Source organism: Dactylosporangium sp. NPDC048998 (assembly GCF_043197855.1).
GTDB lineage: Bacteria > Actinomycetota > Actinomycetes > Mycobacteriales > Micromonosporaceae > Dactylosporangium.
Genome location: NZ_JBICTV010000003.1, coordinates 230890 through 257196, shown reverse-complemented (window position 1 = coordinate 257196; position 26307 = coordinate 230890). Strand labels below are relative to the sequence as shown.

Here is a 26307-nt window from a genome sequence, read left to right as displayed (position 1 = left end):
AGCCTTTCCATGAAGAAAACTCGCGGTAGCATCCGTGGACCATGGGTCACCCGTCGGAGTCACTGCCCGGTCGCGTTCGGGCGGGTTATGCGCTCGGCTCGCTGGTCACGGGAGCCTTCGGCACCGTGCCCGGTCTGCTGCTCCTGCCCTACCTCACCGACACCCTGGGCGTCACGGCCGGGATCGCCGGGCTGCTGGTGCTGGCGCCGAAGGCGTGGGATGTGCTGATCAACCCGGTTGCCGGGCGAATTTCCGATCGTACCCGCACCAGGTGGGGCGCCCGGCGGCCTTTCCTGCTCGGCGGGGGTCTCGCGGTCGCCGTGCTGTTCGCCGCGATCTTCGCCGCGCCGGTGCGCAGCGGCGTCTACGTGGCCGTGGTCTTCCTCGCCACCGCCACCGCGTACGCGTTCTACCAGGTCCCGTACGTGGCGATGCCCGCCGAGATGACCGACGACTACGCCGAGCGGACCCGGCTCATGACCTGGCGGGTCGCGCTGCTCGCGGTCGCGATCCTGGTCTCCGGCGCCCTGGCCCCGATGGTGACCAAGCGGTTCGGCGACGGGATCCCGGGCCACCGGGCGATGGGCGTCTTCGTCGCGATCCTGATCCTCCTCGGTACCGCCGGATCCTTCCTCGGCACCCGCGGCGCCCCGACGGGCCGGGTCCTGGAGAGCGAGTCGAGCCTCGGCCGGCAGCTGCGCACGGCGCGGGACAACGGCGCGTTCACCCGGCTGCTGATCTGCTTCATCGTCCAGGCGGCCGGCATCGCGACGATGCTGGCCGGGGTGAGCTACTTCGCCACCCAGATCCTGCGGGACCCGGACACCGGCGCCACCGTGCTGTTCGCCTGCTTCGTCGGGCCGGCGCTGCTGGTGATGCCGCTGTGGTCGCGGGTCGGCGCCCGGCTCGGCAAGCTGCGCGCGTACGTCCTGGCCTCGCTGCTCTTCGCCGCGGCCGCCGCGCTCATCGGACTGGCGCCGGTCCTGCCCCCGGCCGCGACGTACGTGGTCACCGGCCTGGTGGGCTGCGGCTACGCCGGCCAGCAGGTCTTCGGCCTGGCCATGCTGCCCGACTGCATCGCCTACGACGCGGCGCGCACCGGCCGGCGCCAGGCGGGCGTGTTCACCGGGCTGTGGACGGCCGGCGAGACGTTCGGGCTCGCCCTCGGCCCGGGCATCTTCGCGCTGATCCTGGCCGGGTTCGGGTATGTCTCCAGCGACTCGGGCACCGCCGCCGCGCAGACCGACACGGCGCGGCTCGGCGTGCTGCTCGGCTTCACCGTCGTGCCGGCCGTGGTCGTGGCATTGGCGCTGTTCACTCTGCGAGGCTATGACCTCGACGAAGCGCGACTGTCGCAGGAGGGTGAGGCCCGTGAGCGCGTTGCCTGAGCACGGTGTGCCGGCCGGGGAGGTCCTGGCGGAGCTGCGGGCCATGCGAAGCGGCGACCTGCCGACGCACGGCGGCCGGCTGTTCGCCTACGTCTACGACCCGGGCCTGGCCGGCCTCGACGAGCTCGCCGCCGCCGCGCACGCCATGTCGGCGCACGTCAACGGGCTCGACCCGACCGCATTCCCGTCACTGCTGGCGATGGAGAACGACCTCGTCGGCGCGGCCGCGCAGGTCCTCGGCGGCGACGAGCACACGGTCGGCAGCGTGACGGGCGGCGGTACCGAATCGCTGATCCTCGCGGTGAAGGCGGCCCGCGACGGCCGCCCGGACGTCACGGCCCCGCGCCTGGTCATGCCGGTCACGGCGCACGCCGCGCTGGCCAAGGCCGCCGCCTACCTGCGGGTGGCGCTCGACACCGTCCCGGTCGACCCGGTCACGCTGCGTGTCGACCCGGCGGCGGTGGCCGCGGCGATCACCCCGGAGACGGTCCTCGTCGCCTGCTCCGCGCCGTCGTACGCACACGGGCTGATCGACCCGGTCGAGCCGATCGCGGCGGCGGCCGCCGCCGCGGGCGTGCGCTGCCACGTCGACGCGTGCTTCGGCGGCTGGACGCTGCCCTACCTGCGCCGCCTCGGCGAGCCCGTCCCGCCGTTCGACCTGTCCGTGCCCGGGGTCACGAGCATCTCGGTCGACCTGCACAAGTACGCGTACGCGCCGAAGGGCGTCTCGGTCCTGCTGCACCGCGACGAGCGGCTGCGCGCGTCACAGTACTTCGGCTACGCCGACTGGCCCGGCTACACCATGGTCAACCCGGTCATCTCCTCGACCCGCTCGGGCGGCCCGATCGCGGCGGCGTGGGCGACGCTGCGCCACATCGGCGACGACGGCTACCTGGCGCTGGCGGCGAAGACGCGCGACGCCACCGCGGCGATCGCCGGCGCCGTTTCCAAGATCCAAGACCTTCATGTCGTACCGCGGGAGTCGACGGTCGTCGCCTTCATGTCCTCGGCGGTCGACCTCTTCGTGCTCGCCGACGAGCTGGCCGCCCGCGGCTGGCACACCCAGCCCCAGTTCCGGCACGGCGAGATTCCGGCCTCGGTGCACCTGACCGTCACCGCCGCCGTGGCGCCCCGCGTCGCGGAGTTCGAGGCCGACCTGGCCGCGTCGGTGGCCGCGGCGCGCGAGCACGGCCCGGTCGAGCTGCCGCCGGGGATTCTCGACCTGCTGGGGGCGGCCGCCGCCGAAAGCGTGGGCGTGGAGCAGTTGGCCGGAGCGCTCGGGCTCGGCGAGGGCGGGGCGCTGCCGGAACGCATGGCCGTCGTGAACTCGCTGCTGGACGCCGCGGATCCCGCCGTACGAGAGAAGCTGCTCGTCGCTTTTCTCAGTCTCCTGCAGCGACCTTCACGGCGGCCGTGAGCACGAGCTGGCCCAGCGCGGCGGGCACCAGGACCAGCCAGCACAGCCGCTGTAGCTGGTCCTCGCGCAGCCGCGGGTAGGAGACCCGCACCCAGATCACCACGAACGACACGGCGAAGACCTTGATCAGGGTCCAGGCCCAGCCGAGCTGCTCGTCCAGGCCGAACGGCCCCTTCCAGCCGCCCAGGAACAGCACGGTCGTCAGCGCCGCGATGACGACGATGCCGACGTACTCCGCGAGCAGGAAGAACGCGAAGCGCAGGCCGGTGTACTCGGTCATGTAGCCGAACACGAGCTCGGAGTCGGCGATCGGCATGTCGAACGGCGGCCGGCGGATCTCGGCCAGCCCGGCGGTGAAGAACACGAGCATCGCCGGCAGCTGCCAGAGCAGCCACCAGGGCCGCCACGCCTCGACGATTCCGGACAGCGACAGCGTGCCCGCCGCCATCGCGACCGAGAGCGCGGCGAGGATGAAGGGCAGCTCGTAGCCGAGCAGCTGAGCCGCCGCGCGCAGGCCGCCGAGCAGCGCGTACTTGTTCGCCGAAGACCACGCGGCCATGAGCACCGCGACCACGCCGACGCCGACCACGGCGAGCACGAAGAACAGCCCGATGTCCAGCGACTGGGCCACCAGCCCGTGCGGGCCGAGCGGGATGACGAGCAGGACGACCAGGTAGGGCAGCAGGGCGATCACCGGGGCGAGCCGGAACACCGGCCGGTCGGCCGCCCGCGGGGTGATGTCCTCCTTCTGCACGAACTTCACGCCGTCGGCGACGAGCTGCGCCCAGCCGTGGAACGCGCCGGCGTACATAGGGCCAAGGCGCCCCTGCATGTGCGCCATCACCTTGTGCTCGGCCTGCCCGACGATGAGCGGCAGGGTGAGGAACGCGACGACGACCGCCAGGACGCGGATCGCCAGCTCCAGCCAGACCGGCATCAGCCGCGCCCTCCCGGCCACTCGTCGGGGTCCGGCACGCCGGGCGGCCGCATGGGTGCGCGCTTGCCCGCCGCGTGCTCGCTCTCGCCCGGCTCCTTGGCGCCCGGCCAGGGCTTGGCCACGCGCGAGGCGAGCACGAACTCCTTGCGCAGCGGGTGCCCCTCGAACTCCGGGGGCAGCAGTAGCGGTACCAGGCCGGGATGCCCTTCGAACGCGATGCCGAACATCTCGTGGGTCTCCCGCTCGTGCCAGGCCGCGCCCGGGAACAGTGCGACGACGGACGCCAGCGCGGGCTCCTCCCGCGGCAGCGCCGTGCGCACGAGCACGCCGTGCCGCCGCGCGGTCGACCACAGGTGCGCCACGATCGTGAACCCGCCGGGCAGCTCGTCGACGGCGGACAGCCAGTCGAAGAAGTCGCAGCCCAGCTCGTCGCGGGCGGTGTGGATCGCCTCGGCCCAGCGCTCCGCCGGCACGTCGACGGTCGCCCGGGCGAACCGCCCGCCGCCGCTCTCCGATGCCTCGCCGGCCCCGAGCGCCCCGATCAGCCGCTCGCCGACCTCGGCCGGGTTCACGGCTTCACCGGCAGCGCGGTCAGCGCCCGCACGTCGGGCCGGGGCGTGCCGCCAAACCCGGCCTGCTCCCCGGCGATCTTCTCCTGCAGCCGCATGATCCCGTGCAGCAGCGCCTCCGGCCGCGGCGGGCACCCCGGAACGTACACGTCCACGGGGATGATCTGGTCGACGCCCTTCGTCACCGAATACGAGTCCCAGTAGGGCCCGCCGCAGTTGCTGCAGGCCCCGAAGCTGATGACGTACTTCGGCTCGGGCATCTGGTCGTAAAGCCGCTTGATCGCGGGCGCCATCTTGTCGGTGACGGTCCCGGACACGACCATGAGGTCGGCCTGCCGCGGCCCGTGCGCAAACGGGATGACGCCGAGCCGCATGAAGTCGTGCCGCCCCATGGAGGTGGCGATGAACTCGATCGCGCAGCAGGCGAGCCCGAAGTTGAACACCCACAGCGAGTAGCGCCGCCCCCAGTTGAGCACGAACTTGATCGGCTCACCCAGCACTCCCGACATGGCGACAGCCTACTCGCCGGAGCTTTCATCCGTACCGGGCGACGACGGCGGCGATACGCGGCACGAACGACCGCCCGAACACCGAGCCCCCGTCCACCGTCACCACGGCCAGGTAGGCGAACAGCCGCCACAGCACCCGCCGCCCTGCGAACCCGGCGTCGACGGGCAGGACCTCGCGATACGCGTCGAAGTCGGGCACCACGACGCACACCGTCACCCTCGCGTGAGCCAACGCCTGGTACCTCTCACTCCACAGGGTCCGGGGCCGCCGTCGCCGGCGCTCGGCGGGCGTGCCACGCCAGGAGGAGGAACGCCACCACAGTGACCGCGATCTCGACGGCCAGCACGACGTGCAGTGACAGCCCGGCGTGGACCCCGCTCAGGAAGAACGTGATGAACCCTCCGATCACGACCGCCAATCCGATCCGCCGCAGTCGTTCCGCCCGGCGTGACCGCTTCGGTGCCTCCCGGCCGGTCAGCACTCCCCTGGCGGCCCCCGCGAACGCGGCGCCGTACCACATGAATCCTGCTGAGACCGGCACCAGCGGTACGAATAAGGGCACTTGCTCGTCCGGGTTGTCGGTGGTGCGTCGGGTGGCGCCTGCGGCGGAGACGGCGAATACCTTGCCGTCGTAGCGTTCCATCGTGACCATGAGTCCGTCGGTGGGGTGCAACCGCCACTGCTTCGGTCGCGTGGCTACCCGGGCCCGGACGCCGTCGCCGGTGGTCAGTTGATACTCGTCCGGCTTGCTTCTGTCGATCTTGACCTGGCGGATGTCGACCACCCGCGTCGTCTCCAGCGACCTGCAGCCCGACGTGACCGTTTCCGAGCACGGCGGCGCATGGTGGTACTGCCACGACTCCCTGCCGAAGTCGATCAAGACAGCAACCAGCCCAACTGTCAACGACCCGGACAGCACCACCGCGACGACACCGACCCAGTACGCACCGCTCGGCCCTGGCCGCACGCCCGGAGGAGGGCCGGCCTCAGCAGCCTCGTCGCCCGATGCGCGTGAGTGTGCGACCCGCAGCGCCCACCCGACGGTGGCCAGGAAGCGCAACACCCGGTACAGCAGCGTGAAGGCCAACACGGTGATGAGCACGATGTCGACGATCGCCAGGATCCACACGGCGACGTTCGCGACCTGCCCGATGCCGACCTCGTCCTGCCGCTGCAGAAGGGTGCCGAACGTATACGTGATCGCCGCCGGTACCGCCAGGAGCGCGATCCCACGCCCGAGCGACCTGAGCGACGACCACACCGTCCGGGACAGTTCACGCCGCTGGTCGGGGCGATCGGCGCCGTGCACCACGTCCGGCGGATTCCCGACCGGTGTCACCCCGGCGAAACGCCGAACGATGTGTATCGTGCCGTAGCCGGCGACGACGAACCCGGCGAGTAGCAGCAGCGCACCGGGCACGGCCGGCACCCAAGCGGTCAGCGCGATCAGCCCCAGCGCGGGCACCAGCACGACGACGTACCAGACGACGAACCACACCGCCCAGCGCCACGGCGTGCGGTCCGTCTCAACTGAACCGTCCACAATCTTCGATTTTCGCGCACCGGCACAACGCAGTGAGCACTCGCGAAGATCAGAACGCCCCATCTTGTCCGCTTTCGCTCTAGCAGAGCCACCCCTAGAGGAATACGAGGCCCGTGACCATTTCGGACGCGGCGTCCGGTTTCACTGTGAGATCATCTGGCGGCGGTTTCCAGACTTGGAGGAAGTGTGCTGGAGAAGGTACAGACCTGGGCCCGTCGGCTCGGTGCGACAGGCACGGCGGCGCTGGTGGCGGTGGCGGTGACCGGCGCCCCGGCCCACGCCGCGGGCAACCCCTACACGGCGGCGTCGGCGTGCAGCAATGAGTTCGGCGGCAGTTGGAGCAGCGTTACCGACGGGCACCGCGGCGTGATCAACGCCCAGGGTCGGAGCGTGGGTGACGTCTACCTGATGTATAACAACGCGACCGGATATAACTGTGTCGTCACCCTGAAGTCGAGCTGGGTCGGTACGAAGACGTACACCGAGGCGAATCTCTGGGTCAGCGACGGCGGCATGTATACCGACGAGGGGTTGTACTCCTACTACGCGGCGACCAAGGGGCCCGCCAAGGGCAAGTGCGTGTCCTACGGGGGCAAGATCTACGCCCCCGACGGCATCACCTGGGCGTCGGGCGATCGCTACCAAATGGGCAACTGCGGCTGACCCGCGTCGCCGGGCACCCCGACGGATTTCGAGGTGCCCGGTCGTCCACCTCGCCCCGCGACACGATCTCGGGTCTTCTTGTGATCGCGCAGCCCCTCCCCTCGCGTTCATCGCGACTCCGTGCCGCAGCGGCCGTCGCTGTCGTTCTCGCGGCGTGCCTCGCGGTCCCCGTTGGTGGGCCGCCGTGAAGACGGTCGAAGCGGACCGGGGCGAAGGGACACGTCTCGACCTTGGACGGCCGATTCGCGTAGCCGATCACCCGCACCCCGGCGGCCCGTCGGCAGCACCTCCTCTGTTCCAGCCGACCATTCGACGAAATGGCTAAAAGTCAGCGTTTCCAGAGGCATATGCCGCAACTCGACCGCGTACACGGGACATCCGGAACGGGGCGTACGTTCAGGCTCTTCAATGTCACTCACCGGCGTGCTATCCATTGAGCGTGGCGAAGAAACCCCGGGATCCCACCGTGGGGCACATCGTGCGGCGGTCGTTTCTTTTCGTGTACTTCCCCACCCTGCTGCTGGGGGTGCTAGGTGCAAACCTGATCTGGGAGGTTGTCCGGCAGAACATGAGCCCGGCCGCGAGGCAGGACTGGCCGCTGCGGTTCACCGTGCTCGACACGTCCAACACCGCGACCCTGCTCGGGGTGATGACCGGATTGCTGCTGGCCCGGCTGCAGTGGGCCCGCGCCAACCGCCCGACATTGAGCTACGTGATCAGCGACGAGAAGGGCACGTTTGACGCCGCGAGCACCAAGTGGATCGTGTGGCTGCACAACGGCGGCCCCGGCATCGCGGTGGTCCTGCAGTTTCAGTATGTCGTGGGATTCACCAACGCGCCGACATCGACGCATACCACCCTCGATGAGATCAATCGGGTGATGGACAGCCGCGGCTTGGTCAGCGGCGTCGACTACTTCGTGCGGGAGATGGGGCCGGGCGCGGCGCTGCCTGCGTCGTCAGCCCGCGACGCGCCACTGATCTGCTGGTTCAACATCCGTACCCTGGCCGAACTCACCCAGTTCGACATCCTCGTACAAGTCCGGGACGGGCTGGGCGACGTGCACGAGCGCACGATCGTCGTCTTCGGCAAGCTGCCGGACATCGCGCTGCGGGCTCGCAAGGAACATCTGGACGCGCTGGGTAGGCAAAAACAACAGGGCGGCGCCCCGTCGCTCGGGGGATGAACGGGGATGAACGGCGACACACCGCAATGCCGACGCGAATTCAGATACAATCCGGCCGTGAACCTCGCCGACGTCCTGCTCAGACCGGCTACTGCCGCCGACCTGTGGTTATTCGAGCGGCAAGCCGATGAGCCCGACGCCGGAGGCACGTTCAACTGGTCGGGGTATCGGGATATCGCGGGCACCCGCCGCCGGCTCGACGAGAATCGGCTGATCGGGCCGGACAACGGGTGCTTGATCGTTGAGCACGAGGACACGGTCGCCGGGTCCGTGGTGTGGAGCAAGGTCACCTACGGCATGCCGACTTGGTGCTGCTGGAATATCGGCATCTCGCTGCTGCCCGAGTTCCGCGGCAAGGGATTCGGCACCGGGGCACAGCGGCTGCTGGTGTCATACCTGTTCGACATCAGCCAGTTTGATCGCATCGAGGCGTACACCGACGTGGAAAATGTCGCCGAGCAGCGGGCGCTGGACAAGGTCGGTTTCAAGCAGGAGGGGACGATCCGCTCGGCCCAGTTCCGGCAGGGCCGGTGGCGCGACCTGTTCCTCTACTCGGTGCTGCGCGACGAGTTCAAGGCGATTTCGAGCACCTCGGCGCCTCGGACGTAGCCGACGGGTGGCGCTCGGGGCGGGTTCTAGAGCAGGACCAGGTCGTCCCGGTGTACGACCTCTCGCTCGTATGCGGGGCCGAGCTCCGCGGCCAGATCGCCCGTCGAGCGGCCCAGCAGCGGCGGGAGCTCGGCGGCGTCGTAGTTGACCAGGCCCCGGGCGATCGGCACGCCGGCCACGTCGACGAGGTCGACCGGGTCGCCGGCGGCGAACCGCCCGTCGACCGATGTGATACCGGCGGGCAGCAGCGACGCGTGGCCGCCGACGACCGCGCGGACCGCGCCCGCGTCCAGGTGGAGCCGGCCGCGGGGGGTGGTGGCGTGCGCGAGCCAGAACAGCCGGGCCTGGGGCCGCTCACGCTGGCGGTGGAACAGCGTGCCGACCGGGTGGCCGCCGAGGACCCCCGCGGCGTGCGGGGCCGAGGCCAGCACGACCGGGATGCCGCTGGTGGTGGCGATCCGCGCGGCCTCGACCTTGGTGACCATGCCGCCGGTGCCGACGCCGGCCTTGCCGGGGCGGCGGATGTCGACATCCTCGAGATCGCCGAACGTGCGCACGTCGCTGATCGCACGCGAGGTCGGCAGGGACGGGTCGCCGGTGTACAGGCCGGTGACGTCCGACAGCAGAACCAACAGGTCGGCGTGCACGAGCGCGGCGACCAGCGCGGCCAGCCGGTCGTTGTCGCCGAAGCGGATCTCCTCGGTCGCGACCGTGTCGTTTTCGTTCACGATCGGGATCGCCTTGAGGTCCAGGAGGCGGCGCAGCGTGCGGTACGCGTTGCGGTAGTGCGCCCGGCGGGTCACGTCGTCCACGGTCAGCAGCACCTGGCCGACCACGCGGCCGTGCCTGGCGAAGGCGTCGTTGTACGCACGCATCAGCAGCCCCTGGCCCACGCTCGCCGCGGCCTGCTGGGTCGCCAGGTCCCGCGGCCGGCGCGGCAGGCCGAGCGGGGCGAGCCCGGCGGCGATCGCGCCCGACGAGACCAGCACCACCTCGGCGGGCGTGCTGGCCAACGCCTCGACCAGCGCCTCGACCCGACTCTCGTCGAGGCCCCCGGCCGCGGTGGTCAGCGACGACGACCCGACCTTGACGACGATGCGTCGAGCCTCGGTGACCTGTTCGCGCACGCCGCCTATCTTGCCGCGTGCCCCGCGCAGCTGCGCGGTAGGTTCCCATATCGTGGCCGACGAGGAGTACGCCGAGATGGTGCTCGACCTTGTGGAGCGCATCCCGCCGGGGCGGGTGATGTCGTACGGCGCGATCGCCGAGTATCTGGGCCGCGGCGGCCCACGGCAGGTGGGGGCGGTGATGTCCCACTACGGCGGGGGCGTGCCCTGGCACCGCGTGGTGGCCTCCAACGGGCGGCTGGTGCCCGGGCACGAGACGGAGGCGCTGCGGCGGCACCGCAGCGAGGGCACGCCGCTGCGCGGGGAGAAGATCGACATGCGCAGCGCCGCGTGGTGGCCGGACGAGTCGTGACTTCGCGCCCGACGTGACGCAAAATGGACCGATCAGTCCAGTCGACACGAAATGTCGGATAAGTCCGGACGCGTCAGCGTCTGGACTTATCCGGGCCGAGGCAAGACGGAGGTTCAGCGCAGGGCGCGGATCGCGGTCAGCGTTGTGTGGACGTTGAACCGGTCGCCGTCGTCGCTGGTCCAGCCGCCGTCGCTGCGCTGCGTCTCGGACAGGCGGCGGCGTGCGGCGCTCAGCAACCAGTCCTCCGTCGACATGCCGATGCGGCGCAGGGAGGCGAACAGCTGGGCCGTGTCCGCGGCGGACATGTCGGGGACGCGGTCGGCCAGCGCCACCTGGATCTGCGCCGACTCGTAGAACCAGCCCAGGTGGTAGAGCACGGCGCAGCCCAGCCAGCCGGTGACGAGGAAGGACGGCCAGGTGCCGTCGGGGCGCAGCGAAGCGCGGAACGCCTCGGCGGCGCGGGCGATGCGGGCCGCGTGCTCATCCTCGTCGCCGGGGGCGGAACCGCCGACGATCAGCCAGAAGGCCGCGCTCGTGGTCAGGTAGAGGCGGGCCTCGTCGTCGCCGGGCTGGGCCCACGGCGGGGCGATGCCGGCCAGCGACTCGTCCTCTTCCCACATGCCGTCGGGGCGCTGGCTGCGGCCCAGCCAGCCGAGGGCCTTGCGGGCCGCGGGGCGGTCGATCGCGCCGAGGTCGTCGAGCTCGGCGAGGCGGAAGCACGTCGCGTCGACCGAGGCCACGTGCGCGCCCCAGTAGGCGGGCCACCCGCCGCTGGACGCCTGGCCCGTCTCGGCCTTCTCCAGCACGTCGACCGGGGGCGCCTGGCCGGTGCGCAGCCAGGCGAGGCGGGCGCGGTCCACGGCGTCACCGTGTGCGACGACGTAGCCGATCGCGGCATCAAGGTCCACCATGGGCCGTACCGTACCGCGCGCCCGCCTCCCCCTCGTGATCCGCTAGTACACCGGCAGTGAAGGATCGACGGTCTTCACCCAGGAGACCACGCCACCCTGCACGTGTACGGCGTCCTTGAAGCCGGCCGCCTTGACGGCGGCAAGGGCCTCGGCGGAGCGGACGCCGCTCTTGCAGTACAGGACGATCTGCTTGTCCTGAGGCAGCTCGGCCAGCGCGTTGCCGTTGAGGATCTCGCCCTTCGGCACGAGCCGCGCGCCGGGCACCCGGACGATCTCCCACTCGGCCGGCTCGCGCACGTCGATGAGCTCGATCGGCTTGCCGGAGTCCTGCCAGTCCTTGAGCTCGCTCGCGGTGATCGTCGAGCCGACGGTCGCGGCCTGGGCCTCGTCGGACACGGCGCCGCAGAAGTCGTCGTAGTCGATGAGGCCGGTGACGGTCGGGTTCTCGCCGCAGATCGCGCAGTTCGGGTCCTTGCGCAGCTTGATCTTGCGGTAGGTCATCTCCAGCGCGTCGTACACCATGAGGCTGCCCAGCAGCGAGTCACCCACGCCGGTGAGGAGCTTGATCGCCTCGGTCACCTGGATCGCGCCGATGGACGCGCACAGAACGCCGAGGACACCGCCCTCGGCGCACGACGGGACCATGCCGGGCGGGGGCGGCTCCGGGTAGAGGCAGCGGTAGCAGGGGCCGTGCTCGGCCCAGAAGACCGAGGCCTGGCCGTCGAAGCGGTAGATCGAGCCCCAGACGTACGGCTTGCCGAGCAGCACCGCGGCGTCGTTGACCATGTACCGCGTCGCGAAGTTGTCGGTGCCGTCGATGATGAGGTCGTACTGCGCGAAGATCTCCAGCACGTTGTCATTGGTGAGCATCTCGTTGTGCAGCACGACGTTGACGTACGGGTTGATCTCGCGCACCGAGTCGCGCGCCGACTCCGCCTTGGGCCGGCCGATGTCCGACTGGCCGTGGATGATCTGGCGCTGCAGGTTGGACTCGTCCACCGTGTCGAACTCGATGATGCCGAGCGTGCCGACGCCGGCGGCCGCGAGATACATGAGGGCCGGCGATCCGAGGCCGCCCGCGCCCACACACAGCACCTTGGCGTTCTTGAGTCGCTTCTGCCCGGCCACCCCGACGTCGGGAATGATCAGATGGCGCGAATAGCGGCGGACCTCGTCCACCGACAGGTCGGCGGCGGGCTCGACCAGAGGAGGCAACGACATGGTTCTCATTCTGCCGCGCCCGGGTGCCAAACCCACGTGAGCTACGGCACTTTGGGGCCCGTGTACCGCTGGCCGTCCACGTAGGGCCAGGAGTTGGCCACGCAGCCCTTCAGGCCGTACGTCTGCTGCATCATGACCGGCGCCGGGCGTCCGGCTTCCGGGCACGCCTCATGGCCATAGCCGAGCTCGTGGCCGGTCTCGTGGTTGATGACGTACGTCTGGTAGTCGGCCACCGGCTTGCCGTAGTCCGGGATCGCGGTGAGCCAGCGAGCCAGGTTGATGATGACCTTGCCGGTGGTCCGGCAGGAGCTGTACCCGTCCGTGTGCAGCCCGGCCGTCGCGCACATGGCGTCCGAGGTGGCCGGCGTCGCGAGGAAGACCGTGAAGTCGGCGGCGCCCTCCCCGGCGACACGCTGCAGGCGCACGTCGCCGCTGGCGATCCAGCCGCGCGGGTCGCCGTAGGTCTGCTCCACGGCCGCGGCGAACGCGTCGGCCTCCTGGCCGGAGCCGTTCTCGACCGCGACCCGGTACTTCTTCAGCGCCCCCGCGGCGCCCGCGACCGGCCCGGCGGAGCTCGCGTAGGCGAAGGTGCCGTCACCCTTGGCCGGCCCGGCCTCCGGCGGCGGGCTGGCCGGCTGGGAGGGCGGGGCGAGCATCGGTGCCTCCCGCCGCACGGACGCCGTGGGCGGGGCGGTGTCGTCGGCGAAGAGCAACTGCCGGCCGAGGCCGAGCGCGGCGATGAGGCCGGCCGAAGCCATCACGCCGGCGACCAGGTAGCGCCGTCGGCGGGCGTCCCGGCGGCGGCGATGGCGGGCGGCGAGCACGATGTCGCGAGCAACCACAGGGTCGCTCGGCAGTGCAACCGGCTCCCGCCGGCGGTCGCTGATCAGCCGGCTCGCCATCGATGCTCAGCTTGCCATGCGCACCCGAGCGGCGCGCGGCCGGACCTTTCCCTGCACCTCGACCGCAACCGGCTTACCGGAAATTTCATCCAAGAGCCCGAAGACCGCCCGGGCGACCGAGCGCGGCACCTCCATCTGCGCCACGTGGCCGACGCCCTCCAGCATCATCAGCCGGCTGTCCGGGATGAGCTGGGCGACCTGCGGGGCGGTGCGGATGTCCACGAGCCTGTCCTGCCGCCCGGCGATGACCAGCGTCGGCGCGGAAATCCGGGCGGCGGCCCGCCAGATGGAGCCCTTGCCCGGCAGGTATGCGCGCAGAAAGCTGCTGACCAGGCCGCGCAGACTGCCGACGTACGCCTCGGCGTACCACGGCACCTGATTGCGCAGCCGGGCCTCCTCGATCGCCTCCAGCCGGCGCTGCTCCGGATAGCGGGTGGGGTCGGCGTAGCAGGAGTCGATGACCATGTCGGCCAGCTCCTCGGGGTCCATCGCCGACATCCGGCGCCCGGCCAGGCGCGCCGCGTTGGGCAGGAGCAGCAGCGGCACGAGCCGGCCCTGCAGGGAGCGGCGCGGGTCGAGGAACGGCATCGCCGGGGAGATCAGGGTCAGCGTGCGGACGAGATCGGGGCGCCTCGCGGCGGCCTTGACGACCGCGGCTCCGCCCATCGAGTTGCCGAACAGGTGGACCGGGCCGCGGTCGCTGCGCTCGATCCAGCGGATGACATGGTCCGCCATCGCGTCGAGGGTGTAGCTGCGGGCCCGGCCGCTGTAGCCGAAGCCGGGCAGGTCGATCGCCTGGCCGTCCAGCGCGATGCCGTCCTGCCGGGCCGCGAGGATGCCGGCCAGATCGGTCCAGTTGGTGGACGAACCGCCCAGCCCGTGCACGTACACGGCCGGCTCCGCGTCGGGCATCGCGGCGGGGGTGTCGCGGACGTACACCACCGTCCCGTCGAGCTCCACCTCTCGTCCCGGCCAACGCTCCGGCAGCCGTTCAGGTGACGGGACGGTGAACTCTGGGACAAGAGACGCACGCTTCATAAATCAAGTGTGCCCCGAACGCGCGACAAGCCTAAGGAAGCAGGGCCTCCAGGCGGCGGTTGACCGCGGCCAGCGTCGCACGGACCACGGCCTGACGGGAGTCGCCGTCCCCGGACACCACCGCGGAGCCGGTGAGCTGCTCCACGAAGCCGTCGTACATCAACAGCAGCACCACGACCGCCACCTCGCACCCGCCCAGGGCCACGACGGCGGCGTGCTCGATGTAGCAGCGCGCGCGGATCGTGTCGGCGTCGATGAGCAGCTGGTCGACGGCGGAGGCGGCGGCCAGCGCGGCGAGCTTCAGCATGTATCCGTCGAAGTTCGGGCCGCTCGCCACGCCCAGGGCGGGCTGGTTGTCGGCGGTCAGCCGCACCTCGACGGTGGCGTCGATGCCCTGCGTGCTGACGTCGACGGACTCGATGACGACCCGCGGCGAGACGATCGCGCCCGGGTTGGGCAGGAGCGCGGGGGCCTTCTGCTCCGGAGCCCGGCGCCCGCCGCTGACGGGTCGCCGGCGGCGGGCCTCCCGGCCGTACCCCGGCTGGGCGCTGTGCGGCGCGTTGCGCGCGGGCGGCCGGGCCGCGGGCACCACGGCCGACGACGGGGCGGCCCCTGCTGCTGTGGACTGGACCGGCGCCGGGGGCGCGTCTTCCTCCGGCAGCAGCGGGTTTTGCTCGGCGGACAGCCCCATCGTCTCGTTGAGCATGCGCGCGACGATCCGGCTGACCTGCCCGGCGTCGGCCTCGTCGGCCAGCTCCAGGCGCAGCGTGTGCAGGCCGTTGGCATTCTCGCGCAGGGTGGCCCGGTGCACGCCGCTGACGGTCTGCACCGCGCGGAGCACGCTCTGCACGTCGAAGCCGTCGGGGCGGTCGTCCGGGCTGTCCGGCGCGCCGTCTCCGTCCTCGCGCAGCTTGTTGGTGATCCGGGCGAGCTCGGGCGCCCCGACCGCGACGGACTGCGGCTCGACGGCGGGCACCGGCGGCACGTCGGGCTCGGCGGGGACGCGCTGGGGCAGCTCCAGCGGCTCGTACGCCGGCTGCGTCATGCGGTCGGCGAACGTCGGCATGACCGGCTCGGCGGCCGTCAGCGCGGTGGCGGAGCCGAGCAGGACGGGCGGCAGGGGCCCGGCGAGCGGGTCGTTCTCCGGCATGCGCTGCGCCGGCACCTGCTGGGGCTGCGGCTGCTGCGGCAGCGGTACCGCGGGCTGCGGCGGCACGGACTCGTGCTGGACCGGCGCCGCCCAGTCGAACTCCGGCTTGGCCGGCTCGGGCGCCCAGTGCCGCTGCTCCTGCTGGTACGGCTGTTCCTGCTGGTACGGCTGTTCCTGCTGGTACTGCTCGGGCTGGTGATACTGCTCGGGCTGGTACTGCTCCTGCGGATACTGCTCGGGCTGCTGGTACTGCTGCTCCGGCTGGTACTGGTCCTGCGGGTGCTGGTAGGGCTCGGGCTGGTGCTGGTACTGGTCCTGCGGGTGCTGGTATTGCTCCTGCGGGTGCTGGTAGGGCTCGGGCTGGTGCTGCTGGTACGGCCCCTGCGCGTACTGACCCTGGTAGCCCCACTGGTCGGACTGGTGCGCCTGCTGCTCGGCGACCCGGTCGAGGGCCGACTGCTGCGGCTGGTTGTAGTCGTAGGGCTGGTCGTAGGGCTGGTCGTAGGGCTGCTCGTACTCGTACGGCTGCTGCTGCGGCGGGTGGGGCTGGTGGGGCGCCTGCTCGAACGCGGGCTGCGCGGAGACCGGCTGGCGAACCTCGCCGGCGTGGTCGACCGGCTGCGCGCCATAGACGGTGCCGGGCGCGGGCGTGGCCGGGACGCTCTTGGTCTCACCGGTGGTGCTGGAGGTCGGCCAGCCCTGACCGTCGGGCCCGTAATGGCCGTAGTGCAGCGTGGAGGTCGGCGGCTGGACCGGCGGCGGGGCGGAGACCGGCGGGCTCATGGGGGCCAGCATGTCGGAATACGGACTGCGGACCTCGGCGCGCCCGCGCGGGCCGAGGGCGCCATTGACGCCGTTGACCGTCGCACGGCCGGCGATGGCGCCGGTGGCCGGCTCGCGCCAGGCCGAGACGATCGCCTCGAGGGCGTCATCGGACGTCGGCGAAGCCCCGTTGACGTGCCCTTCCGGGTATCCGTTCCGGCCCCGGTTCAGGCCCGGGTTCGCGCCAGGGTAGGCGCCAGCCGCGTCCGGGCTTCCGGCTTGCCCCGTTTCGTCCACCGCACGCTCCTCCGTCGCCCCTAGGTGAGGCTACCGTGTGGGTGGAAAGGGGGTAAGTTGCAATCTCGACCCAAATCCGGATGGTGAAGATGACCTCGGCGATGAGCGGGACGCAGGCGGCCGGACGGCCAGTGCGGCTACCCCGGTCGGCGCGCCGCAAGCAGTTGCTCGCCGCTGCGCAGCAGGTCTTCGTGGCGCAGGGCTACCACGCCGCGGCGATGGACGACATCGCGGAGCGCGCGGGCGTTTCCAAGCCGGTGCTCTACCAGCACTTCCCGGGCAAGCTCGAGCTCTACCTGGCCCTGCTCGACACGCACTGCGACGCGATGGTCTCCCGGGTGCGCTCGGCGATGGAGGCGACCACCGACAACAAGGACCGCGTGCGCGGGGCGATCCAGGCGTATTTCGACTTCATCGACCACGAGAGTGAAGCTTTCCGGCTCGTCTTCGAGTCCGACCTGCGCAACGACCCGGCCGTGCGCGAGCGCGTCGACCGCGTCGAGAGCGGTTGCATCGCGGCCATCACCGACACGATCATGGCCGACACCGGCGTCAGCCGCGCCCGCGCCGAGCTCCTGGCCTCCGGCCTGGTCGGCGCCGCTGAGATCGCGGCCCGGTTCTGGCTCGCCGGCGGTCGCCAGGTCGACAAGGCCGAGGCGGAGAGCCTGCTGACCACACTGTCGTGGCGCGGCATCGCGAGCTTCCCCCTGCAGGGCGAACACGCCTGATCGCGTTAATCTTCAACCACACTGGGTGTGCGGGCCTACCCACGGCCGCGCCCGATCAAGGAGGAAGACGTGGAGGTCAAGATCGGCGTGCAGTACGCGCCTCGGGAACTGGTGCTCGAGAGCAGCCAGTCGCCCATTGAGGTCGAGTCTGCGGTCACCGACGCGATCAACGGTGGCGATAAAGGTGTTCTGTCCCTGGTCGACGAGAAGGGCCGCCGGGTGATCGTGCCGGTCGGCAAGCTGGCCTACGTGGAGATCGCCGAGTCCTCCCCGCGACCGGTCGGGTTCTCCGCCGCGCGCTGAGGACGCTGCTACGAAGGGCCCCCGCCGGGGGCCCTTTTCAGTTGTTGAGGCCGACCGCGCCCATGCGGGCGGTGTGCGCCGTGGTGAGGCGCTTGAGCAGGGCCTGGAAGTCGGCGCCGTTGATCGCCAGCAGGGCGGCCAGCGAGGGGCGCTCGCCGGCCACGTGCATGGCCTGGGAGATGCCCTCGCCGACCAGGCGGCGCGCCCACATCGACAGGCGGTTGGCGACCTTCGGATCGATCGCGATCGCGGCGCGCAGCTCGTCGGCGGCGAAGTCGGCGTGCTCGGAGTCGTGCAGCACGTCCAGGATCAGGTCGCGATCGGGGGTGGCCAGCACGGCGGCGACCTCGCGCGTGAAGTCGTCGGCGATGCCGTCGCCGACGTACGCCTTGGTCAGGCCCTCCAGCCAGTCCTTGGGCTCGGTCTGCTCGTGGTAGTCGGACACGGCGCGCACGTAGGGGCGCATCGCCGCCTCGGGGTCGGCGCCAAGCTCGGCCAGGCGGTCGGCGAGGCGGCGGTAGTTGGTGATCTCGCGCGCCGCCATCTCGCTGAGCACGGCGCGGCGGCGCAGGTCGGGGGCCAGCCGGGCGTCGACGGCCATGCGGTCGAAGGCCACCAGCTCGCCGTATGCGAGCATGCCCAGCAGGTCGACGACCGCCTCGTGGGGCGACTCGACGCTGGACCGGGCGGCTGGGGTGACATCGGACACATCGGCACAGTACCCCGCCGTATCACCCTATGCCCTCACGCAGTGTCGTGCGCGAATCCGTCGCCTGGCCGGTACAATGACCGGGAATAGCCAACGGGCGGACCCTAGCCCAGGCAACCGGCGCTTGTAGCCCGCGACCACAGTCCACCGGTCGCGTGTGGCCCGCGCCCTACACAGATCGAGCGCACCCGGCAATTCAGGGGCGCTCCCGCGAGAGAGACACCCCGAGCAAAACATGACGATCGACAACACCGAGGCCGCCGAGACGGTGGCCCCCCGCGCACCCGTGCGCACCGACAGTCCCACCTTCGCCGACCTGGGCGCCCGGCCTGAGACCGTGGCCGCGCTCGAGGCGGTCGGCATCACCCGCGCCTTCGCGATCCAGGAATACGCCGTGCCGATCGCGCTGCGCGGCACCGACCTGATCGGCCAGGCGCCGACCGGCACCGGCAAGACCCTCGGGTTCGGCGTACCGCTGCTGGACCGCGTCACCTCACCCGGCGAGGGCGCCGACGGGCTGCCGCAGGCGCTCGTCGTCGTGCCGACCCGCGAGCTCGGCCTGCAGGTCGCCCGCGACATCGCCGCCGCCGGCAAGACCCGCGGCGTGCGGGTGCTTCCGCTGTACGGCGGCGTGGCGTACGAGCCGCAGGTCGAGGCGCTGCGCAACGGCGTCGAGATCGTGGTCGGCACACCCGGCCGGCTGCTGGACCTGGCCAAGGGCAAGCACCTGCGCCTGCACTCGGTGCGCGCGCTGGTGCTCGACGAGGCCGACCGGATGCTCGACCTCGGGTTCCTCGACGACGTCGAGCGCATCCTCACGCTGCTGCCCGAGGAACGGCAGACGATGCTGTTCTCGGCGACTATGCCCGACCCGATCGTGACGCTGGCGCGGCGGTTCCTGCGCCAGCCGATGACGATCCACGCACATCACGACGCCAACACGGGTCCGTCGCCGCTCACCAAGCAGTTCGTGTACCGCACGCATCCGCTCAACAAGCTCGAGATCGTGGCCCGGGTGCTCCAGGCGACCGATCGCGGGCTGACGATGATCTTCTGCCGTACCAAGCGGGCGGCCGACCGCGTCGCCGAGGATCTCGACTTCCGCGGGTTCGCCGCGGCGGCGGTCCACGGCGATCTCGGCCAGGGCGCCCGCGAACGGGCCCTGCGCGCCTTCCGGGCCGGCAAGATCGACGTGCTCGTCGCCACCGACGTGGCCGCCCGCGGCCTCGACGTCTCCGGCGTCACGCACGTGATCAACTACGACTGCCCGGAGGACCCGGACACGTACACCCACCGCATCGGCCGCACGGGCCGCGCCGGCGCGACCGGCGTCGCGGTGACGTTCGTGGACTGGGAGGACATGCCCCGCTGGCGGATCATCGACAAGACCCTGGGGATGGACCTGCCGGAGCCGCCGGAGACATACCACACGTCGCCGCACCTGCTCACCGACATCGGCATCCCGGAGGGCACGACGGGCTCGCTGCCGACGGCCGACCGCAAGCGGGCCGGGCTGTCGGCGGAGAAGCTCGAGGACGTCGAGGGCAAGCCGCGCGGGCGGGGACGCACGCGGGGCCGGGGTCGCTCGTCGTCGCCGTCGGCGGTCGCGACCGACACCGCCGAGGCGACCGAGCCGCGCCGCCAGCGCCGGCGTCGCCGCCGGGGCGAGGTCGACGCCGCCGAGCACGCCGAGTCGTCGGCGACGCTCACGGACTCCGGGCCGGCCGAGTCAGCCGGGCCTGCGAGGGGCGATGCGGATGCCGCCGGGGCGCACGTCGCGGTGGCCGGCGACGAGGGCGGGGCCGCGCGCACGCGGCGCCGTCGCCGCCGGGGCGGCCGTGGGCGTGGCGGTTCCGGCGAGGCGGCCGCGGTCGACGCCACTCCGGAGTCGTAGGGCGGTCACCGATCGCCCGGCTTCACCATCTGAAGAACATCTGCCGCTGTGGGGCGGGCCCGGCTCGGGTCCGCCCCACGCGCTGTTCCGCGTTCGCGAAGGTTCGCACTTTCGCCGCATAACCGAAATGTCGGATATGTCCGTCACGAAGGGGCGGACATATCCGCTTTGCTCTTGGCACGACGGACATGGCAGGGCCGGGGCGCCCTTGAGGCAGCCCCGGCCCGGTGTCTCGCGGGAGGAACGATCTACAAATGACGCGGACCCGAGTCCAAAAACATCGTCACGGTATGTCGACCGTGAACTCCGCGCGGTGGACCGTGCCGGACTTCTGGAACTCGAAGAACATGCGGTAGCGGCCGGGGCTGGGCGCGGACAGCCAGAACTTCACGGCGCCACCCGCGAGCCGGTCATCAGGGTGCACGTGCAGGTAGCCGAGGTCGCCGTCGCGGATGACGACCAGGTGACCGTACGCGCCCAGGTAGTGCTCCAGGTCGGTGACCGGCGCGCCGGACGCGAAGACGCGCAGCGATAGCGGCTGGGTGGCGTTGACCTGCGGTGTGCCCTCGAGGGTGACCGTGAACGTGTCCGCCTCCACGGTACGCGACGGCGGCGGCACCGCGAGCGGGGCGTAACTGCCCGCAACCGTGGCATCCACGGCGAGTGTCAGGGGCAGCTGCTGACCCGTCGGGTCGAAGGTGACGAAGTCGGTGTAGAGGCGCCAGATACCGGGCGTGGGCAGGGTCAGAGGGATGGACCAGGTGCCGTCGGCGGCCATCGTGGGGTGCAGGTGCTGGAAGCCGGACAGATCATGCTTTATGGCCATGAAGTGCATGAGCTTGTCGTGATTGGGGACGTACCGCGTGACCGGCTTGCCGTCCGGGCCGAGGATCTTGAACGCGAACTGCTGCTGAGCGTCGGGCGGGACGGTGAGCGGCTGGGCGGGCACCAGGGTGAAGCCGGCCGCGCTGAGCGAGAAGCCGCCCAGGTCGCCGATGGCCCCGCCGCCGTGGGAGTGGGACGGGATCGCGGTCGTCGCCGGGGCGGGCCGGCCGGCCGCGGAGTCCGTCGCGCGGGCGATGCCGAAGCCCAGCAGGAGGGCCGCGACCAGCCCGGCCGCCACCAGCGGACCCTTCAGCACCATGCGACCCACCCTAGTGAGGGACCTTAGGGCCACCGTCGATTGGCTTCTCAGGATGCCGACGACCCAATGAACGGGCACACTTCAGCAACCTTTGTCCAAATTGCGACGTTAGTGACGCGTGGGGTTTTGCCGCAAGAGCCTGCGCAGCGCGGGCCGGACAGCTTCGACTGCTCCGGGCTCACGATGGCCGCCTGGAAGACCGCGGGAGTCGTACTGCCGCACAACGCCGCCAGACAGAAACAGACGGTCCAGCCGATCACGCGGAGCGAGCTGCGCCCCGGCGACCTGGTCTTCTACTACAAGGACGTGAGTCACGTCGGCATCTACATCGGCGAGGGGCGCGTGATCGAGGCGCCCCGGGCGGGCGAACGTATCTCCATGCGACTCCTCGACTACGCTCCGATCTCCGGATACGGGCGCCCGCAGTACTCGTAGCCGTTTTTGTCAGACCCCGTTGCTAGCGTCGACCCCGTGCGACACGAAGCCTCGGAAGTTCTCAAGAAACTCGCCGGCCCCGCCGCCGAGCTGCGCGAAGACCAGTGGACGGCGATCGAAGCGCTGGTGGCCGGGCACCGCCGGGTGCTCTGCGTGCAGCGCACCGGGTGGGGTAAGTCGGCGGTGTACTTCGTGGCGACCGCCCTGCTACGGGCGCGCGGCGCCGGGCCGACGGTGATCGTGTCGCCGCTGCTCGCCCTGATGCGCAACCAGGTCGACGCGGCGGCCCGAGCCGGGATCACGGCGCGGACGATCAACTCCGCCAACCTCGAGGAGTGGGACGCGATCACCGCGGAGATCGCGGCCGGGTCGGTCGACGTGCTGCTGGTGAGCCCCGAGCGGCTCAACAACCCGGCATTCCGCGACGACGTGCTGCCCAAGCTCGCGGCCACGACGGGGCTGCTGGTCGTCGACGAGGCGCACTGCGTCTCCGACTGGGGGCACGACTTCCGGCCCGACTACCGGCGGCTGCGGACGCTGCTGCTCGACCTGGCGCCGGACACGCCCGTGCTGGCGACCACCGCCACGGCCAACTCGCGGGTCACCGCCGACGTGGCCGAGCAGCTCGGCGACGCGCTGGTGCTGCGCGGCTCGCTCGACCGCGAGTCGCTGCGGATGGGCTCGCTGACCCTGCCGTCGGCGTCGCACCGGCTCGCCTGGCTCGGCGAGCACCTCGGCGGCCTGCCCGGCTCCGGGATCATCTACACGCTGACCGTGGCGGGGGCGCACGAGACCGCGGCGTATCTGCGCGGCCAGGGGTACGAGGTGGCGGCGTATACGGGCAAGGACGAGACCGCCGACCGCCTCGGCGCCGAGGCCGACCTGCTGGACAACCGGATCAAGGCCCTCGTCGCCACCTCGGCGCTGGGCATGGGGTTCGACAAGCCCGACCTCGGATTCGTCGTGCACCTGGGCGCGCCCTCGTCGCCGATCGCGTACTACCAGCAGGTCGGTCGAGCCGGGCGGGCCGTCAAGAAGGCCGACGTGCTGCTGCTGCCGGGGAAGGAGGACGCCGACATCTGGCGGTATTTCGCCTCGCTGGCCTTCCCGCCCGAGCACCAGGTGCGCGCCGTCCTCGACGTGCTGGCCGAGTCCGGCCGGGCGCTGTCGACCATGGCGCTCGAGCCGCGGGTCGAGCTGCGCCACAGCCGGCTCGAGCTGATGCTCAAGGTGCTCGACGTCGACGGCGCGGTCCGGCGGGTCAAGGGCGGCTGGGAGTTCACGGGCGTGCCGTGGCGACACGACACCGAGCGTTACGCGCGCGTCGCCGCGGCCCGCGAGGAGGAGCAGCAGGCGATGCGCCGATACGCGGCGCTGACCACGTGCCGGATGGAGTTCCTGCGCGGCCAGCTCGACGACCCGGACGCGGCGCCGTGCGGGCGGTGCGACAGCTGCGCCGGATCCTGGTATGCGACGGAGGTGTCCCCCGAGGCGCTCGCCGCCGCCCGGGCACACCTCGGCCGCGCCGGCGTCGAGATCGCGCCGCGCAAGAAGTGGCCGACGGGGATGGCCGCGGTCGGGGTGGCGCTGACGGGCAACATCCCGGCCGGCGAGCAGTCGCTGCCGGGGCGCGCGATCGGCCGGCTCAGCGACCTCGGCTGGGGCGACCGGCTGCGCAACCTGCTGGCCGGCCCGGACGGCCCGGTCACCGACGAGGTCTTCAAGGGGGTCGTGGCCACCCTCGCCGAGTGGGCGAAGGGCGACGCCCGGTGGGAGCAGCGCCCGGCGGGCGTGGTGGTCATCGGGTCGCGGCACGCGCCGGGGCTGGTCGGGTCGCTGGGGGCGCGGATCGCCGAGGTGGGGCGGCTGCCGCTGCTGGGGACGGTGCCGCCCGGCGCCGCCACCGAGCTGGCGTCCCGGACAAACAGCGCGCAGCGCGTGCGGGCCCTGCACGGCGGGTTTTCGATCCCGCCTTCGCTGGCCGAAGCGGTGCGCGGCCTCGACGGGCCGGTGCTGCTGGTCGACGATCAGGTGGACAGCGGGTGGACCATGGCGCTGGTTGCCCGGGGGTTGCTGGCGGCGGGGGCCAAGGGGGTGCTGCCGTTCGCGTTGGCCGTGACTGGTTGACGGCGGCGTTGCCTTTGAAAACCGGGGGCCACCGTGCCCCCTCGCGTGATGACCGTTTGGGCTAGGGGCCGGGCCGTCGTGCGGCCCGGCGGGATGGCCGCCGAAGAGCGACCGCCCAATTGAGCCGTTGGCATCTCGAGCCAAGTCCGGGCGGCGCCGGCCGGGTGTGCGATCTGTGCCGGACGGCGTGCGCGGTTCGCCATGGTCCACCGTTGCCGTGCCGGCTATCCAGGATGGCCAAAACTGCCCCCTTCCATCCGACTTCGACCCCACCCCGCAGCCCTGGACTCGATCGCGGTCTTCTCCCGGACGGCGATCGAGCGCACGCCGCCCCGATCTACGACCGCACCCCGTCCGGCAAGACGTTCCGCCTGGCCGAGCTTCCTGACGGTGAACGAGTCCGGCCCGATCACCGAGATCCGCCGGGTGCACGACCTCGACGCCGTGCAGCGCCTGATGCCCGACCCGCTACTGGGGACTGTGTAAAAAATGGCTGTGATCGCAGCCATCTTTTACACGTGATCTTGCACCATCCCGGACGGCCGGCACGGCAACGGCGACTGCCCTCTCCCGTCCCGCTTCGACCCCACACCGCGGCCTATTTTCGACTCATGACGGAGTCAACATGTACAAGGAGCAGCACGTTCGCTCCGTGATCACGGAAGACCCCGCGCACCGCGGCCGCCGGGCCTAGCTCGGGGCTGCCGTGTGCCCATGGCAAGGCGGCCGCCGGGGTTGAGGCCGCGGGTCCGGGTCGGCTTCGGGCGGTGGTGGGAGCGGTCAGTCGACTAGGCGCATGGCCACTGTCGGGGCGTCCAGCAGGACCGAGGCGGGCTCCGAGCCGACGACCGTCTGCAGGCGGTGGTCGCCGATGACCAGTTCTACGCCGGTGTACAGCTCGATCGAGTCCCAGCCGTTCAGCTGGTACGACTTGCGGTAGAGGCGCTCGGTCTCCTCCTTGATGTCGGGGGTCGAGCGCTTCCAGATCAGGGTGCCGTGGTCGCTGGTGTCGGTCACCACCAGGTGGCCCTGCTCGATCGAGAGCTTGACGTGCTCCTTCGCGATCCAGGCGGCGGCGGCCTCGTGCAGCCAGGCGGCCACCGAGATGTCGTCCGGGTCGGACGGCTCGCGGCCTACCACAACCGGGCGGTCGGCGCTGACGACGAAGCGGCGGCGGGCCAGGTCCTCGACGACGATCGCGACGGCGAACGCGGCCGGGCGCGGGCCGATGTCCTTGACGGCCTCGCCGTGGCGCGGGCAGGCGGGCACGCCGGCGCGCATGCGGGGCACGGGCTGGCCGATGCGCCGGAACTGGCCGAACGCCGGGCAGTCGGGCTCCTTGCACCGCCACTGCCGTGCCATCAGGGACGCGCCGACGCCGCTGGGGTCCGCGCGGGTGAAGCGGCGGCGCACCACGCGGGTGCGGCCGAACCGTTGAACGCCGCGGGCCGTGAACGACTGCAGACCGTCGGGACGGCCGCCCTTGGCAGGCTCCGCAGGAGCCTTGGAAGCCTTGCCGCCCTTCGGGTTTGCGGATGCCTCGTCGCCGGGGCCGGCGTCCTGCGCGGGCTTGGTATCGGTGGCCGGGTCGGCGGCGTCGGCGGAGCCCGCGGTGTCGGCCTGGTCGGTCGCGCCGGCAGCGTCCGATGCGTCGGCGGGGTCCGTCGCGCCGGCAGAGTCCCTGGCAGAGTCCGTGGTGTCAGCCGAGTCCGTGGAGGCGGGCGCGGGCTCGGCCATCGGCTTCTCCGTCGCTGGGTCGTCCGGGTCGGGCGGGACGATCGGCAGGGTCGCCTTGCCGACGACGACCAGGCGCTCCTTGCCGTCCTTGGGCGGGGCCGGCTCGCCGCCGGGGGTGAGCACGGCGCCGCCGGCGCGCGGGGTCAGCCGGAGCAACCGTTCGGGGCTGTCGGCGAGCCAGGGGAAACGGGCCGCGTACTGCGGCACGTCGCGCACCACGATCAGCGGCAGGCCGGTGAAGTCGGCGATCTCGGCCGGGCGGTCGGCGACGACCGGCGTGACCTCGATCAGCCCGTCGTCGGCCCAGCGGCCCAGGACCATGCGCTCCTTCGACGTCAGCGCCGCCTCGGAGAGCACCTCGCGGCCGGCGACCGGATAGAGCATCGCGCCCGCGTCGATGAGGTAGCGGCTCAGCGCGTCGACGACCATGCCGAGGCGCAGCAGGTTGATGGGGCGGCCGCCGTCGAGCGCCATGAACCGGGCGACCTCGGCCAGGTCAACCACGGCCTGCGCCAATGTGACGTCCGTGGTCAGCCGCTGCTCGATCGTGTCCATGACCCGGCTGATCTCGAACCGCACGGCGCCTCCCTACCTTCGACCCCAACACCCTAAAGCGAGCGACCCGGAAATCGATCGGACGCCACGAGG

Annotated in this window: 25 protein-coding genes; 11 read left to right on the top strand and 14 right to left on the bottom strand. The window is 71.5% G+C overall.

Annotated elements, in window-relative coordinates; translation table 11 throughout:
• Nucleotides 1–41: 41 nt before the first annotated feature.
• On the top strand, nt 42–1388 hold the full coding sequence (locus ACGFI8_RS08515; RefSeq protein ID WP_392801854.1) for an MFS transporter: 1347 nt from the start codon (nt 42–44) through the stop codon (nt 1386–1388).
• Complete coding sequence (locus tag ACGFI8_RS08510; protein ID WP_392801851.1) at nt 1330–2805, top strand: pyridoxal phosphate-dependent decarboxylase family protein; 1476 nt, start codon at nt 1330–1332, stop codon at nt 2803–2805. Before ACGFI8_RS08515 ends, ACGFI8_RS08510 begins: the two co-directional genes overlap by 59 nt.
• On the opposite strand, the gene ACGFI8_RS08505 is transcribed toward ACGFI8_RS08510, so the two are convergent.
• Genes ACGFI8_RS08505 through ACGFI8_RS08485 form a run of 5 tightly spaced genes read right to left on the bottom strand, consistent with a single transcriptional unit; the run spans nt 2771 to nt 6364 of the window.
• Nucleotides 2771–3742 (bottom strand): NADH-quinone oxidoreductase subunit H, encoded by a 972-nt coding sequence (locus ACGFI8_RS08505; protein ID WP_392801849.1) that lies wholly within the window; start codon nt 3740–3742, stop codon nt 2771–2773. The two genes, ACGFI8_RS08510 and ACGFI8_RS08505, sit on opposite strands and share 35 nt — an antisense overlap.
• Nucleotides 3742–4314 (bottom strand): NADH-quinone oxidoreductase subunit C, encoded by a 573-nt coding sequence (locus ACGFI8_RS08500; protein ID WP_392801846.1) that lies wholly within the window; start codon nt 4312–4314, stop codon nt 3742–3744. Before ACGFI8_RS08500 ends, ACGFI8_RS08505 begins: the two co-directional genes overlap by 1 nt.
• Nucleotides 4311–4820 carry an NADH-quinone oxidoreductase subunit B gene (locus ACGFI8_RS08495; RefSeq protein ID WP_392801843.1) on the bottom strand — a complete coding sequence of 170 codons (510 nt, stop codon included), beginning with the start codon at nt 4818–4820 and terminating at the stop codon, nt 4311–4313. Before ACGFI8_RS08495 ends, ACGFI8_RS08500 begins: the two co-directional genes overlap by 4 nt.
• Nucleotides 4821–4845: 25 nt before the next feature.
• A complete protein-coding gene (locus ACGFI8_RS08490; protein ID WP_392801841.1) occupies nt 4846–5052 on the bottom strand; it encodes a hypothetical protein in 207 nt (68 codons plus the stop codon).
• A 13-nt stretch (nt 5053–5065) separates the two neighbouring features.
• Nucleotides 5066–6364: a hypothetical protein gene (locus tag ACGFI8_RS08485; protein ID WP_392801837.1), complete on the bottom strand. Its 1299-nt coding sequence runs from the start codon at nt 6362–6364 to the stop codon at nt 5066–5068.
• A gap of 186 nt (nt 6365–6550) precedes the next feature.
• Between ACGFI8_RS08485 and ACGFI8_RS08480 the strand changes: the two genes are divergently transcribed.
• The 3 genes from ACGFI8_RS08480 to ACGFI8_RS08470 all read left to right on the top strand — a co-directional run bounded on the left by ACGFI8_RS08480 (nt 6551) and on the right by ACGFI8_RS08470 (nt 8822).
• Complete coding sequence (locus ACGFI8_RS08480; RefSeq protein WP_392801834.1) at nt 6551–7027, top strand: hypothetical protein; 477 nt, start codon at nt 6551–6553, stop codon at nt 7025–7027.
• Between the two features lie 466 nt (nt 7028–7493).
• Nucleotides 7494–8213, top strand: coding sequence for a hypothetical protein (locus ACGFI8_RS08475; RefSeq protein WP_392801831.1), 720 nt, complete (start codon nt 7494–7496; stop codon nt 8211–8213).
• Between the two features lie 57 nt (nt 8214–8270).
• On the top strand, nt 8271–8822 hold the full coding sequence (locus ACGFI8_RS08470; RefSeq protein ID WP_392801829.1) for a GNAT family N-acetyltransferase: 552 nt from the start codon (nt 8271–8273) through the stop codon (nt 8820–8822).
• A 26-nt stretch (nt 8823–8848) separates the two neighbouring features.
• Here the strand turns inward: ACGFI8_RS08470 and proB are convergent, their stop codons facing one another.
• Complete coding sequence (proB, locus tag ACGFI8_RS08465; RefSeq protein ID WP_392801826.1) at nt 8849–9949, bottom strand: glutamate 5-kinase; 1101 nt, start codon at nt 9947–9949, stop codon at nt 8849–8851.
• A gap of 52 nt (nt 9950–10001) precedes the next feature.
• On the opposite strand from proB, the gene ACGFI8_RS08460 reads away from it, so the two are divergent.
• Entirely contained in the window at nt 10002–10301 is a 300-nt protein-coding gene (locus tag ACGFI8_RS08460) for an MGMT family protein (RefSeq protein WP_392801824.1), read from the top strand.
• Nucleotides 10302–10414: 113 nt separating this feature from the next.
• Here ACGFI8_RS08460 and ACGFI8_RS08455 read toward each other — a convergent pair whose 3' ends face one another.
• The 5 genes from ACGFI8_RS08455 to ACGFI8_RS08435 are packed head-to-tail and all read right to left on the bottom strand — an operon-like array spanning nt 10415 to nt 16582.
• Nucleotides 10415–11212: a squalene--hopene cyclase gene (locus ACGFI8_RS08455; protein ID WP_392801822.1), complete on the bottom strand. Its 798-nt coding sequence runs from the start codon at nt 11210–11212 to the stop codon at nt 10415–10417.
• 42 nt (nt 11213–11254) lie between these two features.
• Nucleotides 11255–12433 carry an adenylyltransferase/sulfurtransferase MoeZ gene (gene moeZ / locus ACGFI8_RS08450; RefSeq protein WP_392801820.1) on the bottom strand — a complete coding sequence of 393 codons (1179 nt, stop codon included), beginning with the start codon at nt 12431–12433 and terminating at the stop codon, nt 11255–11257.
• A 41-nt stretch (nt 12434–12474) separates the two neighbouring features.
• The gene (locus ACGFI8_RS08445) at nt 12475–13335 is read right to left on the bottom strand and encodes a DUF3152 domain-containing protein (protein WP_392801818.1); all 861 of its coding nucleotides are present in this window, start codon (nt 13333–13335) and stop codon (nt 12475–12477) included.
• A gap of 6 nt (nt 13336–13341) precedes the next feature.
• Nucleotides 13342–14373, bottom strand: a complete 1032-nt coding sequence (locus ACGFI8_RS08440) for an alpha/beta fold hydrolase (RefSeq protein WP_392801815.1) — start codon at nt 14371–14373, stop codon at nt 13342–13344.
• 31 nt (nt 14374–14404) lie between these two features.
• Nucleotides 14405–16582: a hypothetical protein gene (locus tag ACGFI8_RS08435; RefSeq protein WP_392801813.1), complete on the bottom strand. Its 2178-nt coding sequence runs from the start codon at nt 16580–16582 to the stop codon at nt 14405–14407.
• Between the two features lie 89 nt (nt 16583–16671).
• Between ACGFI8_RS08435 and ACGFI8_RS08430 the strand changes: the two genes are divergently transcribed.
• The gene (locus ACGFI8_RS08430) at nt 16672–17310 is read left to right on the top strand and encodes a TetR/AcrR family transcriptional regulator (RefSeq protein WP_392802867.1); all 639 of its coding nucleotides are present in this window, start codon (nt 16672–16674) and stop codon (nt 17308–17310) included.
• Between the two features lie 69 nt (nt 17311–17379).
• Nucleotides 17380–17613, top strand: coding sequence for a DUF3107 domain-containing protein (locus ACGFI8_RS08425; RefSeq protein ID WP_392801810.1), 234 nt, complete (start codon nt 17380–17382; stop codon nt 17611–17613).
• 37 nt (nt 17614–17650) lie between these two features.
• Here ACGFI8_RS08425 and ACGFI8_RS08420 read toward each other — a convergent pair whose 3' ends face one another.
• Complete coding sequence (locus ACGFI8_RS08420; protein ID WP_392801807.1) at nt 17651–18322, bottom strand: ferritin-like fold-containing protein; 672 nt, start codon at nt 18320–18322, stop codon at nt 17651–17653.
• Between the two features lie 235 nt (nt 18323–18557).
• Between ACGFI8_RS08420 and ACGFI8_RS08415 the strand changes: the two genes are divergently transcribed.
• Nucleotides 18558–20216 (top strand): DEAD/DEAH box helicase, encoded by a 1659-nt coding sequence (locus ACGFI8_RS08415; RefSeq protein ID WP_392801804.1) that lies wholly within the window; start codon nt 18558–18560, stop codon nt 20214–20216.
• 283 nt (nt 20217–20499) lie between these two features.
• Here ACGFI8_RS08415 and ACGFI8_RS08410 read toward each other — a convergent pair whose 3' ends face one another.
• On the bottom strand, nt 20500–21360 hold the full coding sequence (locus ACGFI8_RS08410) for a hypothetical protein (protein ID WP_392801801.1): 861 nt from the start codon (nt 21358–21360) through the stop codon (nt 20500–20502).
• 126 nt (nt 21361–21486) lie between these two features.
• On the opposite strand from ACGFI8_RS08410, the gene ACGFI8_RS08405 reads away from it, so the two are divergent.
• Together ACGFI8_RS08405 and ACGFI8_RS08400 are read left to right on the top strand one after the other, a co-directional pair.
• On the top strand, nt 21487–21795 hold the full coding sequence (locus ACGFI8_RS08405; protein ID WP_392801798.1) for a C40 family peptidase: 309 nt from the start codon (nt 21487–21489) through the stop codon (nt 21793–21795).
• 36 nt (nt 21796–21831) lie between these two features.
• A complete protein-coding gene (locus ACGFI8_RS08400) occupies nt 21832–23922 on the top strand; it encodes a DEAD/DEAH box helicase (RefSeq protein ID WP_392801795.1) in 2091 nt (696 codons plus the stop codon).
• Nucleotides 23923–24702: 780 nt separating this feature from the next.
• Here ACGFI8_RS08400 and ACGFI8_RS08395 read toward each other — a convergent pair.
• Nucleotides 24703–26238, bottom strand: a complete 1536-nt coding sequence (locus tag ACGFI8_RS08395; protein ID WP_392801793.1) for a hypothetical protein — start codon at nt 26236–26238, stop codon at nt 24703–24705.
• Nucleotides 26239–26307: the final 69 nt, after the last annotated feature.